Annotated in this window: 11 protein-coding genes; 7 read left to right on the top strand and 4 right to left on the bottom strand. The window is 71.8% G+C overall.

Annotated features, from left to right (window positions below):
• The first annotated feature begins 45 nt into the window (after positions 1 to 45).
• From AB0P06_RS01155 to AB0P06_RS01125, 7 genes are all read left to right on the top strand, one after another.
• A complete protein-coding gene (locus AB0P06_RS01155; RefSeq protein ID WP_363604098.1) occupies positions 46 to 1038 on the top strand; it encodes an ATP-binding protein in 993 nt (330 codons plus the stop codon).
• 391 nt (positions 1039 to 1429) lie between these two features.
• The gene (locus tag AB0P06_RS01150) at positions 1430 to 3835 is read left to right on the top strand and encodes a SulP family inorganic anion transporter (protein ID WP_363604097.1); all 2406 of its coding nucleotides are present in this window, start codon (positions 1430 to 1432) and stop codon (positions 3833 to 3835) included.
• A gap of 233 nt (positions 3836 to 4068) precedes the next feature.
• Positions 4069 to 6024: an acetate--CoA ligase gene (gene acs, locus AB0P06_RS01145; protein WP_363604095.1), complete on the top strand. Its 1956-nt coding sequence runs from the start codon at positions 4069 to 4071 to the stop codon at positions 6022 to 6024.
• Between the two features lie 508 nt (positions 6025 to 6532).
• The gene (gene nhaA, locus AB0P06_RS01140) at positions 6533 to 7921 is read left to right on the top strand and encodes a Na+/H+ antiporter NhaA (protein ID WP_363604094.1); all 1389 of its coding nucleotides are present in this window, start codon (positions 6533 to 6535) and stop codon (positions 7919 to 7921) included.
• 291 nt (positions 7922 to 8212) lie between these two features.
• Positions 8213 to 8689, top strand: coding sequence for a phage holin family protein (locus tag AB0P06_RS01135; RefSeq protein ID WP_363604092.1), 477 nt, complete (start codon positions 8213 to 8215; stop codon positions 8687 to 8689).
• Between the two features lie 166 nt (positions 8690 to 8855).
• Positions 8856 to 10013 (top strand): alpha/beta hydrolase, encoded by a 1158-nt coding sequence (locus tag AB0P06_RS01130; RefSeq protein ID WP_363604090.1) that lies wholly within the window; start codon positions 8856 to 8858, stop codon positions 10011 to 10013.
• A 172-nt stretch (positions 10014 to 10185) separates the two neighbouring features.
• Positions 10186 to 10395 carry a hypothetical protein gene (locus AB0P06_RS01125; protein ID WP_363604089.1) on the top strand — a complete coding sequence of 70 codons (210 nt, stop codon included), beginning with the start codon at positions 10186 to 10188 and terminating at the stop codon, positions 10393 to 10395.
• A 71-nt stretch (positions 10396 to 10466) separates the two neighbouring features.
• Here the strand turns inward: AB0P06_RS01125 and AB0P06_RS01120 are convergent, their stop codons facing one another.
• The 4 genes from AB0P06_RS01120 to nth all read right to left on the bottom strand — a co-directional run bounded on the left by AB0P06_RS01120 (position 10467) and on the right by nth (position 14220).
• Entirely contained in the window at positions 10467 to 11168 is a 702-nt protein-coding gene (locus tag AB0P06_RS01120; RefSeq protein WP_363604087.1) for a metal-dependent hydrolase, read from the bottom strand.
• A 211-nt stretch (positions 11169 to 11379) separates the two neighbouring features.
• Complete coding sequence (locus AB0P06_RS01115) at positions 11380 to 12564, bottom strand: MarP family serine protease (protein WP_363604085.1); 1185 nt, start codon at positions 12562 to 12564, stop codon at positions 11380 to 11382.
• 46 nt (positions 12565 to 12610) lie between these two features.
• The gene (locus tag AB0P06_RS01110; protein ID WP_363604084.1) at positions 12611 to 13342 is read right to left on the bottom strand and encodes a CoA pyrophosphatase; all 732 of its coding nucleotides are present in this window, start codon (positions 13340 to 13342) and stop codon (positions 12611 to 12613) included.
• The gene (nth, locus tag AB0P06_RS01105) at positions 13339 to 14220 is read right to left on the bottom strand and encodes an endonuclease III (RefSeq protein ID WP_363604083.1); all 882 of its coding nucleotides are present in this window, start codon (positions 14218 to 14220) and stop codon (positions 13339 to 13341) included. Before nth ends, AB0P06_RS01110 begins: the two co-directional genes overlap by 4 nt.
• Positions 14221 to 14287 lie beyond the last annotated feature (67 nt).

Here is a 14287-nt window from a genome sequence, read left to right as displayed (position 1 = left end):
AAAGAGGCCCGGAGCGAGGGCCCAGAGCGAGAGCCGGAGTCCCAGATGAAGATCGCCTTCGTCGGCAAGGGCGGCAGCGGCAAGACCACGCTGTCCTCACTGTTCATCCGCCACCTGGCCGCCACCGGCCGCCCGGTCCTCGCCGTCGACGCCGACATCAACCAGCACCTCGGCCCCGCACTCGGACTGACTGACGCCCAGGCCGCAGAGCTGCCCTCGCTCGGCGCACGCCTGCCGGAGATCAAGGAGTATCTGCGCGGCAGCAACCCCCTGATCGGCTCCGCCGCAGAGATGATCAAGACCACGCCGCCAGGCCGGGGTTCGCGACTGCTCCGGATCGTCGAGGAGAACCCGGTGTACACGGCCTGCGCCCGCCCGGTCATGCTCGACGAGGGATCCGTGCGACTGCTGGCGACGGGCGCCTTCACCGAGGAGGATCTCGGGGTGGCCTGCTACCACTCCAAGGTCGGCGCGGTCGAACTGCTGCTCAACCACCTGGTGGACGGCCGGGACGAGTATGTGGTCACCGACATGACGGCGGGCTCCGACTCCTTCGCCTCCGGCCTGTTCACCCGCTTCGACCTCACCTTCCTGGTGGCCGAACCGACTCGCAAGGGCGTCTCCGTCTACCGCCAGTACAAGGACTACGCCCGCGACTTCGGCGTCGAGCTGCACGTGGTCGGCAACAAGGTGCAGGGTCCGGGCGATCTGGATTTCCTGCGCCGCGAGGTCGGCGACGACCTGCTGGCCACCTTCGGGCAGTCCGACTGGGTGCGCCGCCTGGAGCAGGGCGCCGAACCCCCACTGCGGGTTCTGGAGCCGGCCAACCGCGCCGTCCTGGAGCGGCTGCGGGTCGAGGTCGACGCCGCCTACGACCGCCGGGACGCCCGCCGCTACACCGAGCAGGCCGTCCTCTTCCACCTCCGCAACGCCGAGAGCTGGGCCAACGCCAAGGTCGGCCTCGACCTCGCGAGCCAGGTCGACGGCGAGTTCGTACTCGGCGGCGAGCAGAGCACAGCGGCCGGCGCACGCGCCTGACCGGCGGCCACAGGGCACATCCGACACCGAACGGGCCGCGGCCTCCCCCACCCGGGGAGGCCGCGGCCCGTTTCGCACCCAGCGACGGCATCAGCAGATTTCCGCTGGTTCGAACACCACCCAATGGGGTGAATCGGGGACTGCGGACCTACCGGCCAAGGTGACGCTGTGCAAAGCTTTCATTACCCTCGGTTTACCGAGTCTTGATGGTCCTCTTCTTGAGGCCCTTGATGGTCCAAGGTCCGGCCGGTGACACCCGCACTCCCCGCCGCACCCACACCATCCCGCCACACCGTCGCGACCCACGACAGCCGATCCGACTCCCCGAGCCCACAGCCGGACTCACCGCCGGACCTGACTGCGTTCGTTCCCCCGGAAAGACGGGAAGACAATGACCCTCGACATCTCCAGCGCACCCATCGCCTCCGACACCACCGACCACGCCCCACCCGGCCCCGGCTCCCGCGTCCGTTGGGCACACGACCTCTCCGCCTCCCTGGTGGTCTTCCTGATCGCCGTGCCGTTCTCCCTCGGCATCGCCCTGGCCACCGGCGCCCCGCTCACCGCAGGCCTCGTCGCGGCCGCCGTCGGCGGCATTGCCGTCGGGCTGCTCGGCGGTACACCCCTCCAGGTGAGCGGCCCCTCCGCCGCGCTGACCGTGATCACCGCCGGCCTGATCTCCCAGTACGGCTGGCAGGCCACCTGCGCCATCACCCTCGCCGCAGGCCTGCTCCAACTGGTGCTCGGCGTACGCCGGGTGGCCCGCACCGCACTCGCCGTCTCACCCGCCGTCGTGCACGGCATGCTGGCCGGGATCGGCGTCACCATCGCCATCGCGCAGTTGCACGTCGTCCTCGGCGGCTCCGCGCAGAGCTCGGCCTTCGCCAACCTGCTCGCCCTGCCCGGCCAGTTGGCCGGCCCGCATCCACCCGCGCTGATCGTCGGCACGCTCACCGCGGCCGTTCTGCTCGGCTGGCCCAGGCTCGGCCGGCTCCCGGGCCGTTTCGGCGAGTTCGGCGCCCGGCTGGCCGCCGTACCGGGCCCGCTGGCCGCGGTCGTCACCGCCACCGCGCTCTCCATGGTCCTTGGCCTGCGGCTCGCCCATGTCGGGCTGCCTGCCTGGCAGCCGCACGACCTCGCCCCGGAACTGCCGCACGGGCCGCTCGCCGGTGCCCTCGCCGCCGTCCTGACCGTCGCCGCCGTGGCGAGCGTCGAGTCGCTGCTCTCCGCCGTCGCCATCGACCGCATGTCCCGCCGCACCGGGGACCTCGACCGCGAACTGCGCGGCCAGGGCGTCGCCAACCTGCTCAGCGGACTGCTCGGCGGACTGCCGGTCGCCGGAGGAGCGGTACGGAGCACCGCCAACGTCCGAGCCGGTGCGCAGAGCAGATGGTCCTCGATCCTGCACGGCGTCTGGGTGCTGGTGGCGGCGCTGGTGCTCACCGGGGGGCTCCGTCACATCCCGCTGGCCGCGCTGGCCGCCCTGGTCCTGGTCGTCGGCCTGCAGATGGTCAGCTTCGCGCACATCCGCAAGGTGCACCGGCACCGCGAATTCCCGGTCTACCTGGCCACCGTGCTCGGCGTGGTGCTGCTCGGGGTCCTGCTCGGCGTGGCGCTGGGGGCCGCGACCGCCGTCCTGCTCGCGCTCTACCGGTTGACCCGCGCCCATGTGGACGTCCTGGTCGGCTCCGACGAGTCGGTCACGGTGCAGACGCACGGACCGCTCACCTTCACCGCCGTGCCCCGGCTGAGCCGGGCGCTGGCCGGAATCCCCGCCACCGCCGAGGTGACGATCGTCCACGACGGCTCGTTCCTGGACCACACCGCGTACGAGACCCTGCACAGTTGGCGGGCCGACCACCTGGCCGGCGGCGGCCGCGTATCGATGGCGACGCGCCGCCAGGACGACGAGGTCCTCGATCCCGACGGCACGGTCCGGGCGGGCAGCTCCCCCGGCCCGCACCGCTGCCGGGCCTGGACGCCCTGGGTCGGCCACCACTGCATCGACCAGCAGGAGGATCCGCACAGTCGGCTGATGGACGGCGTCAGGGTGTTCCAACTGCACACCGCTCCGCTGGTCCGCCCCGAGCTTGCCCGACTGGCCCGGGAAGGGCAGACGCCCTCCCAGCTCTTCCTGACCTGCGCGGACTCGCGGATGGTCACCAGCATGATCACCAACAGCGGGCCGGGTGACCTGTTCACCGTCCGCAACGTCGGCAACCTGGTACCCGCTCCCTTCGAGCCCGGCGCGGCCGACGACTCGGTGGCGGCCGCGGTGCAGTACGCCGTCGAGGCGCTGGAGGTGCGCTCCATCACCATCTGCGGGCACTCCGGCTGCGGTGCGATGAAGGCCCTTCTGGACGGGGTGCACGAGCGCCAGGGACCGCCGACCCCGCTCACCCGCTGGCTGCGTAACGGCCGCGGCTCGCTCGACCGGCTGCGACGGGTCCCCGCCGAGTTCACCGCCCGCCCGGTAGTCGACCTGGTGGAGCAGCTCTGCATCACCAACGTGGTCCAGCAGCTGGACCAGCTGATGGCCAACCCCGCCGTGGAGCGCCGGGTCGCCGAGGGCACACTCCGGCTGGTGGGTATGTACTTCGACCTCGCCACCGCACAGGCCTATGTGCTCGATCGCGAGAGCGGCCGCTTCAGTCCGATCGAGGCGCTCGACGTCGGCGCGGCCCCGGTCAGGCCCCGCGACACGCCCGAGCAGGCGAACGAAATCGAACAGGTCTCCGCCGTCGACGTGGACAGCGGCCCGGCGGCGGCCGGGAGCGACCCCCGGCTGGCCGCCTGAGAGCCGGGCCCGTGTCCCCGCCGGGCGGGCCGGGGCGCGGGCCCACCTCACCCGCCGGTGCCGAGGCGTGTCGCGCGTCGCCCGGCCGTTCGACTCTCGATCAAAGGTCTACACCAATTCCTCGGAGCCTCTTGTCAACTGACCTCTTCGCCTGGTGAGCTGTGCGCTGGGACACACGGGACAATCCCCACGCACGGGAATGCCCCCGATCATGACTCGATGAGGAGTGCGCGTTGAGCAACGAGAGCCTGGCCAACCTGCTCAAGGAGGAGCGGCGCTTCGCCCCGCCGGCAGAGCTCGCCGCAGCCGCCAACGTCACCGCGGCCGCGTACGCGCAGGCCTCCGAGGACCGCCTGGGCTTCTGGGCCGAGCAGGCCCGTCGCCTCACCTGGGCCGTCGAGCCCACCGAGACGCTGGACTGGTCCAACCCGCCGTTCGCCAAGTGGTTCGCCGACGGCAAGCTCAACGTGGCCTACAACTGCGTCGACCGCCACGTCGAGGCGGGCAACGGCGACCGGGTCGCGATCCACTTCGAGGGCGAGCCCGGCGACGGCCGCTCGATCACCTACGCCCAGCTCAAGGACGAGGTCTCGCAGGCCGCCAACGCGCTGCTGGAGCTCGGCGTCGTCAAGGGCGACCGGGTGGCGATCTATCTGCCGATGATCGCCGAGGCGGTCGTCGCGATGCTCGCCTGTGCCCGGATCGGCGCCACCCACTCCGTGGTCTTCGGCGGCTTCTCCGCCGATGCCGTCGCCTCCCGCATCCAGGACGCCGACGCCAAGCTCGTCATCACCGCCGACGGCGGCTACCGGCGCGGCAAGCCGTCCGCGCTCAAGCCCGCCATCGACGAGGCGCTGACCAAGGCCCCGCAGGTCGAGCACGTCCTCGTGGTCCGCCGCACCGGCCAGGACATCTCCTGGACCGAGGGCCGCGACGTCTGGTGGCACGAGATCACCGAGCGCCAGTCCACCGAGCACACCCCCGAGGCGCACGACGCCGAGCACCCGCTCTTCATCCTGTACACCTCGGGCACCACCGGTAAGCCCAAGGGCATCCTGCACACCTCGGGCGGCTACCTCACCCAGGCCAGCTACACCCACAACGCCGTCTTCGACCTCAAGCCGGAGACCGACGTCTACTGGTGCACGGCCGACATCGGCTGGGTCACCGGCCACTCCTACATCGTCTACGGCCCGCTCTCCAACGGCGCCACCCAGGTCATCTACGAGGGCACCCCGGACACCCCGCACCAGGGCCGGTTCTGGGAGATCGTCCAGAAGTACGGCGTGACGATCCTCTACACCGCGCCCACCGCGATCCGCACCTTCATGAAGTGGGGCGACGACATCCCCGCGAAGTTCGACCTGTCCTCGCTCCGGGTGCTGGGCAGCGTCGGCGAGCCGATCAACCCCGAGGCCTGGATCTGGTACCGCGAGCACATCGGCGCCGGCAAGGCCCCGATCGTGGACACCTGGTGGCAGACCGAGACCGGCGCGATCATGATCAGCCCGCTGCCGGGCGTCACCGAGACCAAGCCGGGCTCCGCCCAGCGCGCCCTGCCGGGCATCGCGGCCACCGTCGTCGACGACGAGGCCAACGAGGTCCCGAACGGCTCCGGCGGCTACCTGGTGCTCACCGAGCCGTGGCCGTCGATGCTGCGCACCATCTGGGGCGATGACCAGCGCTACATCGACACCTACTGGTCGCGTTTCCAGGGTCGCTACTTCGCCGGTGACGGTGCCAAGAAGGACGAGGACGGCGACATCTGGCTGCTCGGCCGGGTCGACGACGTGATGCTGGTCTCCGGCCACAACATCTCGACCACCGAGGTCGAGTCGGCACTGGTCGGCCACCCGGCCGTCGCCGAGTCCGCCGTGGTCGGCGCCACCGACGCCACCACCGGCCAGGCGATCGTCGCCTTCGTCATCCTGCGCGGCACCGCGGCCGACAGCCCGGAGCTGGTCGAGGAGCTGCGCGCGCACGTCGGCAGGACGCTCGGCCCGATCGCCAAGCCGAAGCAGATCAAGGTGGTCGGCGAGCTGCCGAAGACCCGCTCCGGCAAGATCATGCGCCGCCTGCTGCGCGACATCGCCGAGGGCCGCGAGGTCGGCGACACCACGACCCTGGCGGACAGCAACGTGATGAACCTGATCCAGTCCCAGCTCCCCGCTGCGGGCAGCGAGGGCTGAGTGCAGGCCTGAGCCGCTTGAGCCGCTGAGTCGCTGAGCTCCGGGCATGGGGCCCGGCGCCCGGGACGTGGGTGTGCCCCTGGTGGTCACGATGGTGACCACCAGGGGCACACCCATGTCCGCTTCCTGCCCGACCGCAGCCGCCACGACGCCGGCCACCGGCCACCGGCCCCGGCCGTCTGCCGTTAACGCCTTCACCGCACCGCGCTGGCACGAGCAGCGACAAGGGCCGGATCCGAAGGATGTCCACCATCCGACCGCAGGTCGGCACCCGTCCGCATGCGGCTGCCGCCGTTCGGGTGCCACTCAGAAGTACAGAACAGGCCCCTGCGACTTAAGTCCTGAAGTATGACAATCAGGATGTCCCCTTGCGGTTCCCGTTAGACTGTCAACGACGCATCAATATCCCCACTCGGGAATCCGTGCGTCACAGGGCGCGCCGGGAAGTCTGGTCGGCACTGCACCACAGGTGCATCCGCAGACCGTTCCGCGCCCCAGGAGGTCCCTCGTGGCCAGCCAACCGACCACCAATGAGCCGACGACCCGGCGCCGCCAGCTCCTCGGCCGGTTGTCGCTTCCCGAGCGCACCTACGTCACCGACGCCCTGCGCACCGAGACGGTCGGCGGCATCCTGCTGCTGACCGCCGCCGTGGTGGCCCTGATCTGGGCCAATGTCTGGCCGCATGCCTACGAGAGCGTTCTCGACTACACCATCGGGCCGTCCGGCCCGCTCCACCTGAATCTCAGCCTGGACGCCTGGGCCAAGGACGGCCTGCTGACGATCTTCTTCTTCGTGGCCGGGATCGAGCTCAAACGCGAGTTCGTGGCGGGTGAGCTGCGGAGCCTCAGCGCCGCGATACTCCCCGTCATAGCCGCGGTCTGCGGCGTGGCGCTGCCGGCGATCCTGTTCGCCGTCACCAATTCCGGCAGCGGCGGGCACCCGGGCGGCTGGGCGATCCCGACCGCCACCGACATCGCCTTCGCGCTCGGTGTGCTGGCCGTGGTCGGCAGCCACCTGCCCTCGGCGCTGCGCGCGTTCCTGCTCACCCTCGCGGTGGTCGACGACCTGATCGCGATCCTGATCATCGCGATCTTCTACAGCTCCGGTATCAAGTTCTGGGCGCTCGGACTGGCCTTCGCCGGCCTGGTGCTGTTCTGGTTCCTGCACCGGCGCGGGGTGCGCGGCTGGTACCTGTTCGTACCGCTGGCCCTCGTGGTCTGGGCGCTGATGCACGAGAGCGGTATCCACGCCACGGTCGCGGGTGTCGCAATGGGCCTGATGCTCCGCTGCCACCGGGTCGGCGACGAGAAGCACTCCCCCGGTGAGCGCATCGAGCACCTGGTCCGCCCGCTCTCGGCCGGGCTCGCCGTCCCCGTCTTCGCGCTGTTCGCGGCCGGGGTGACGATCTCCGGACCGGCGCTCCGCGAGGTGTTCACCCAGGCCACACCGCTCGGCATCATCATCGGCCTGCTGGTCGGCAAGACCGTGGGCATCTTCGGCGGCACCTGGCTCACCGCCCGTTTCACCCGTGCCGAGCTGAACCCTCAGCTCAAGTGGGCCGATATGTTCGCGGTCTCGGTGCTGGCCGGCATAGGTTTCACGGTCTCGCTGCTGATCAGCGAGCTCGCCTTCCCCGGAAACCAGGCGCTGGCCGACCGGGCCAAGGCGGCCGTCCTGGTGGGCTCACTGCTCTGCGCGCTGGTCGCCACCGTACTGCTCAAGCTGCGCAACCGGCACTACCGGGAGCTGTGCGAGGAGGAGGACCGCGACCTGGACGGCGACGGCATCCCCGACGTCTACCAACAGGACGACCCGGCCTGGCAGGCCCGGCTGGCGAAGTCGGCGGAACGGGCGGCGGACGAGCACCCGGGCACCGGCACCAACGAACTCCGCTGAGTGCTCGGACGCCCCCCTCGGCCTCACCACAGGCCCGTCGCGCCCCACCGCGGCCCCACCACGGCCCCACCCGGCTCCCGGGGCCACCGGCGGCCCGCCCGCGACGCCACGCAACGGCCCCCGGCATCGGGACACGTCCATCCGGCGGGGCCCCGGAGTGGTGTCCGACTGACTGGTAGGGGCATGATTCTGAGCTGTCGACAGTCCACTGACGCCACCGGACCCCCGCCGGTCCCCGGAATCGCACCGTACGGCGGCGTCACGCCGCACAGCCGCAGAGGAGAACCGCTGATGCCCGCAGGAGCCGCAGACCCGTCCAGCAACGGCCGGGCGCCCTACGAGGGCGAGCGTTCGGTGGGGCAGCTGTTCGCGGCGGCCACCGCCGATCTGTCCGCGCTGGTCCACGACGAGATCGCGCTCGCCAAGGCCGAGCTCCGGGCGGACGTCAAGCGCGGCGTCTCCGGCGGTGTCTCGCTGACGGTCGCCGGCGTGGTGGCGCTGGCCGCCGTCCCGATGCTGAGCGCCGCAGCGGCGTTCGGGATCCACGCGCTGGGTCTCTCGCTCGGCTGGTCGTTCCTGATCGTGGCCGGCGCGTACCTGCTGCTCGCGGTGGTGCTCGGGCTGCTGGCGCTGCGCTCGTTCAAGCGGATCGAGAAGCCGCACCGCACCATCGAGGGCGCTCAGAAGACCGCCGACGTGCTCAAGAACGCCCGGCCGCGCCCGGCCACCCAGGAGGAGATCGACCGGGCTCTGGGCCGCATCCCGTAGACCCGGCCACACGGCGCCGGGACCGACGGGACCGACAGGGCCGGCAGGGCCGACGGGACCGGGAAGACCCGGCGGACGCGCCGGGTCCGGCTCCCGGCGGCGGCCGGGCGCCCCGAGAGCGAGTGCCGGGCGCGTGTCCGGCGCACGGATGTGACACGCTCTCGGTATGCCGCTCGACCAGAAGCCCGTGCCCTCGCAGCCGTCCACCGGCCCCGGCCTCGACCGTGCGACCGGTCAGGACGTTGTTGCCGGAAGCACCGACGGACTCGCCGACGGGAAAGCCGCCGGAGCCGACGGGGAGAACGCAGCCGAAAGCGCAGCCGGGAACAGCCCCGACGGGCTCGCCGACGGTACCGACGGCGGGGCCGCCGACGGCAACAGCGAAGCAGCCCCGGAGACGGTGCCCGAGGCTGTCCCCGCAGCGGCCTGGAACATCCGGCAGGCCGGTCCCTGGACGCACCGCGACCTCGCGGCCAACGGCGCCCGCTTCCACATCGCCGAGCTGGGCGAGGGTCCGCTGGTCCTGCTGGTCCACGGCTGGCCCGAGTACTGGTGGGCCTGGCGCCACCAGCTGACCGCGCTGGCCGCGGCCGGTTACCGGGCCGTCGCGCTCGACCTGCGGGGCATCGGCGGCAGCGACCGCACCCCGCGCGGGTACGACCCGGGCAACCTCGCCCTGGACATCACCGGCGTGATCCGCTCGCTCGGCGAACGCCGGGCGCACCTGGTCGGCCACGCCTCCGGCGGCACGCTGGCCTGGGTGGCGGCGGTGATGCGGCCGTCGGTGATCCACAGCCTCACCGTGGTCTCCGCCGCCCACCCCCGCGACCTCCGCCGGGCCCTGTTGACGGACCGCCGTCAGATGGCGGCCTTCGAGCACGTGCTGGGCTTCCAGCGGCCGTGGATACCAGAACGCCGCCTGGTGGCCGACGACGCCGCGCTGCTCGGCCGCTACCTGGACGCCTGGACCGGTCGCAACCAGTTGGACCGGGCGACGGTGGCCGCGTACCGGCAGGCGATCCAGATCCCCAGCACCGCGCACTGCTCGATCGAGCCCTACCGCTGGCTGCTGCGTTCGATGGCCCGCCCGGACGGTATCCAGTTCGCCCGCCGGATGAAGAAGCCGATCACCGCACCCACCCTGCACATCCAGGGTGCCTCGGACCCGGTGCTGCTGTCGCACACCGCGCTCGGCGGCGGGGAGTACGTGGCGGCGCCGTACCGCTGGCGGCTGATGCCGGGGGTCGGGCACTTCCCCCACGAGGAGGCGCCCGAGCAGTTCACCGCGGAGCTGCTGGACTGGATCGGCCGCCACAAGGACTGACCGACGAGGACCGACCGACGGGACCGGGCCGGTGGGGTGACCCAAGGGACCCCATCATGCCGGGCCTTAGGTCCCAACTCCCTTTACATTTAGCTCATATGACAAACGCATAGGCCATTTTCGAAGCCCCTGAGGCGGTTACCCCGACCGGCCCAGGGGCATCCATTGCGGTATGACCTGGATGCCCGATCACGGCAGCGCCCCGCGCAGCCGACGCCACAACAGCTCGCCGAGGTCCAACCACCGCCCCGACCGGGCGGACGACCTCGGATACGACGGTGTGGAGCGCCATCAGCGCTCGACGCAGCCGCAGCTCGGCATCCCGCGCATCCTCGGCCGCCGCGCCCGCTGGGTGGGCGTACGACTGCGACGCGAGACCTGAGGCCCCGCGCCGCATCCTTACCGCCGCACCGCCGGTCGGTTCACCACCGGCGGTCGGTTCACCACCGCTGGTCAGTTCACCACCGTCGGCGACAGCGCCGTGAACCAGAGCAGGACGAAGGTCGCCACCGACATGATCGGCACCAGCACCTTGGTCTCGACGTCGTTGCCGCTGCGCTTGATCAGCACCACCTCGTAGCGCTCCTTGTGCGGCCAGAGCAGCGGCGCGCCCTTCTTCGTCAGGCAGTCGCCCAGCAGGTGCGCCAGCGTGCCCAGCGCGACCGCGTACGGGAGCCAGCCCGGGGCGTTCGGCATCCAGGTGTTCATCCCGGCGGTGCCCAGCACCGCGAGGCCGATAATGGTGATCCACATGGTCGGGCCGTCGCCCGGCGGGTGCAGCCGCAGGGCGCGGATCGCGAGCGCCAGCAGGAAGAACGTCACGCCGAGGGTGAAGTAGCGGCCCAGGAAGGTGACGCCCGCCCAGGTGCCGGCGCCCATCAGCGCGACGAAGAGCAGCGAGTGGGTCGCGTGCCGGTGGCCGCCGGAGATCCAGGCCACGAAGCGGCAGAGCACCTTGGAGACCGGGCCGAGGAAGTTGGCGATCGTCCCGTCGTGGTGGTCGAGGTCCGGCAGCAGGGCGGCCCCCGCGCAGAGCACCGTGCCCATCAGGATGTCGGCCGGCTGCAGCGTGGTGTCCAGCAGCAACGGCGGCAGGAAGGGCGCCGAGGCCGCGTACAGCATCGCGCCGCTGACCGCGTGCGAGTGACCCATCATCGAACTTCCCGACCTCCGCTCGGGCCCACTCCGGGACGGGCCCGGTTGAGCCGAACGGGTGAGCGCGGCCGACGCTACCAGGCAGGACTGACGGTGCGACGGATATCGGCCATCACCGGCGGTTGGACCCGGGACACAGCCCGCGGGCCCCGCAGGAGAACCAACGGCGGAACCAGCGACAGAGCCGACAGCGGACCCGACGGCGGTCCGGTCAGAGCGCGCAGCCCTGGGTGTCCACCCGGGCCGTCGCGATGCTGCCCTTGTCGGCGTCCTCGCGGACCTCGGCGGCGGTCAGCACGTACCCGGTGTCCGCACTGTCCAGCGACTTGGCGAAGACCACGCCGAACACCTGCCCGTCCGGGGTGAGCAGCGGGCCGCCGCTGTTGCCCTGGCGGACCAGCGAGCGCACCGAGTAGACGTCGCGGACGACCTGGCCGCGGTGGTAGATGTCCGGGCCGTTGGCCTGGATCCGGCCGCGGATACGGGCCGGCTGGACGTTGAAGGAGCCGTTCTCGGGGAAGCCGGCCACGATCGCGTTGTCGTTGGTCTTCGCCTCGCCCGCGAAGGCGAGCGCGGGCGCGTTCAGCTTGGGCACGTCCAGGATCGCGATGTCGCGCTGCCAGTCGTAGCGGACCACGGTCGCGTCGTACAGCTGCCCGACGCCGCCGATCTGGACGGTGGGCTCGTCGACGCCGCCGACCACGTGGGCGTTGGTCATCACCCGGTGCGGGGCGTAGACGAAGCCGCTGCCCTCCAGGGTCTTGCCGCAGGAGGTGGCGGTACCGACCACCTTGACCAGGCTCTGCTTGGCCCGGGCCACCGCCGGGCTGCCGGCCAGCGCCGGGTCGGGGATGTCGACCTGGGTGATCGGCTCGTGCTCGAAGGGGTTGAAGACCTGGGGGAAGCCGTTGCGGGCGAGCACCTTGGAGAAGTCGGAGAACCAGTTGGGCGCGTCGGAGGGCAGCGCGTCCTGGACGCCGCCGAGGATCGCGGAGGTGCGGACCTGCTTCGAGACGGTCGGCAGGGACGTTCCGGCGAGCGCCGAACCGATCAGCCAGGCCACCAGCAGCATCGAGATCACGTTGACGACGGAGCCGCCGGCCGCGTCCAGTGCCTTCGCCGGACGGCGGTCGATATGGCCGCGCAGCTTCCAGCCGAAGTGGGTGGTGATCGCCTGCCCGATCGCCGCCAGCACGATGACCACCACGACGGCGACCACCGAGGCGGTGGTGCCGGGGTTGAGGTGATCGAGCAGCAGCGGCAGCAGCTGGACGGCGATCAGCCCGCCGCCGAGAAAGCCGAGGACCGACAGGATGCCGACCACGAAGCCCTGCCGGTAGCCCGACACGGCGAATCCGATGGCGGCGGCGATCAGCAGCAGATCCAGGACATTCACCCCGACACCCTCCCACGGCGGGCCGCGCGGCCGCGCGGACGGGCGTTCACGAAGTCCTGGCGTCGCCGCCCAGCAGCGCGCGGGAGCGGTCGCGGTCGCCCTGGGCCAGTTCGATCGCCTCGTCCGAGAGGTCGACGGTCCGGGAGGTGTCCCAGGGCAGTTCCAGGCCGCTGTGGTGCAGCACCCGGTCGATCACTCCGGCGGTGAAGCCCCAGACCAGCCGGCCGCCGACGGCGAAGGCCGGGCCGAGGTGGCCGGAGGGGTGGCGCAGCCGGGCCCGGTTCGCCGGGTCGGTCAGCTCGGCGATCGGCACCCGGAACACCGCGCCGGTCTCGCACCGGTCCACCGGCGCGACCGGCGACTCCTGGCGCCACCAGCCGAGCACCGGGGTGACCACGAACCGGCTGACCGGGATGTAGAGGGCGGGCAGGGCGGCGAACACCTGCACCCCGGCCGGGTCCAGGCCGGTCTCCTCCCAGGCCTCCCGCAGCGCCGCCGCGACCGGTCCGGGCCCGGCCGGGTCGCCGTCCTCCGGGTCGAGGGCGCCGCCCGGGAAGGACGGCTGCCCGGCGTGCGAGCGCAGCGAGCGGGCCCGTTCGATCAGCAGCAGGTCCGGGCCGTCGGCGCTCTCACCGAAGAGCATCAGGACCGCCGACGCCCGGCCGCCCTCGGCGGGCGGCAGGAAGCGGCTCAGCTGCTCGGGCCGTACCCGCTCGGCGGCGTCGCGGACCGGCAGCAGCCACGGCGGCAGACCGTCCCGCTCGATCCGCGCCGTCACTCGGCCACCGCCAGGTCCGCGACCTCGCCGTCGTGCGCGGCCGCCGCGGCCCGTGCCGCCGCCTCCCCCGGGTAGTCGGCGGGCGGCCGCAGCCGCTGGCCGGGCTGCCCGCCCAGTTCGTACTTGAGCAGCTTCCTCGCCTTCTCCGGGTCGGTCTCGCCCTCCCCGTAGGACGGGCAGAGCGGCGCGATCGGGCAGGCCCCGCAGGCCGGCTTGCGGGAGTGGCAGATCCGGCGGCCGTGGAAGACCACCCGGTGGGAGAGCATCGTCCACTCCGACTTCGGGAAGATCTCGGCGACGGCCGCCTCGACCTTCACCGGGTCCTCGTCGGTCGTCCAGCCGAAGCGTCGCGCGAGCCGCCCGAAGTGGGTGTCCACGGTGATCCCCGGGACGCCGAAAGCATTGCCGAGGACGACGTTGGCGGTCTTGCGTCCGACGCCCGGCAGGGTGACCAGGTCCTCCAGCCGGCCGGGGACCTCGCCGCCGAAGGTGTCCCGCAGGGCGATGGAGAGGCCGATCAGCGACTTCGCCTTGGCGCGGAAGAACCCGGTCGGCCGGATGATCTCCTCCAGCACCTCCGGCTCCGCCGCCGCCATGTCCTCGGGCGTCGGGTACTTCGCGAACAGGGCCGGCGTCGTCTGGTTCACCCGCAGGTCCGTCGTCTGCGCCGACAGCACCGTGGCCACCAGCAGCTCGAACGGGTTCTCGAAGTCCAGCTCGGGGTGTGCGTACGGATACAGCTCCGCCAGCTCCCGGTTGATCCTCCGTGCCCGCCGCACCATCGCCAGGTGCGACTCCGGCTTCCTCGGCTTCACACCCGGCTCAGCGGCCGCCCTCTTCGCTGCCGGCGCGGCCTTCTCGACCTTGCTCTCTGCCATGCCCGAAGGCTACGCCGCCCGACCGGCGGCAGGCAGCAGATCTCCCAGAGCCCCGCTCGCGACGGCT

It is taken from the genome of Kitasatospora sp. NPDC088351, from assembly GCF_040685575.1.
Classification (GTDB): domain Bacteria; phylum Actinomycetota; class Actinomycetes; order Streptomycetales; family Streptomycetaceae; genus Kitasatospora.
The sequence above is the reverse complement of the archived record's forward strand: the minus strand, read 5'-3'. Positions and strand labels throughout refer to the sequence as shown.

Coding starts and splice junctions, on each gene's coding strand:
- AB0P06_RS01130 (WP_363604090.1), top strand. CDS start 8,856: ATGCCGCTCGACCAGAAGCCCGTGCCCTCGCAGCCGTCCACCGGCCCC.
- AB0P06_RS01155 (WP_363604098.1), top strand. CDS start 46: ATGAAGATCGCCTTCGTCGGCAAGGGCGGCAGCGGCAAGACCACGCTG.
- AB0P06_RS01135 (WP_363604092.1), top strand. CDS start 8,213: ATGCCCGCAGGAGCCGCAGACCCGTCCAGCAACGGCCGGGCGCCCTAC.
- AB0P06_RS01120 (WP_363604087.1), bottom strand. CDS start 11,168: ATGATGGGTCACTCGCACGCGGTCAGCGGCGCGATGCTGTACGCGGCC.
- nth (WP_363604083.1), bottom strand. CDS start 14,220: ATGGCAGAGAGCAAGGTCGAGAAGGCCGCGCCGGCAGCGAAGAGGGCG.
- AB0P06_RS01150 (WP_363604097.1), top strand. CDS start 1,430: ATGACCCTCGACATCTCCAGCGCACCCATCGCCTCCGACACCACCGAC.
- AB0P06_RS01125 (WP_363604089.1), top strand. CDS start 10,186: ATGACCTGGATGCCCGATCACGGCAGCGCCCCGCGCAGCCGACGCCAC.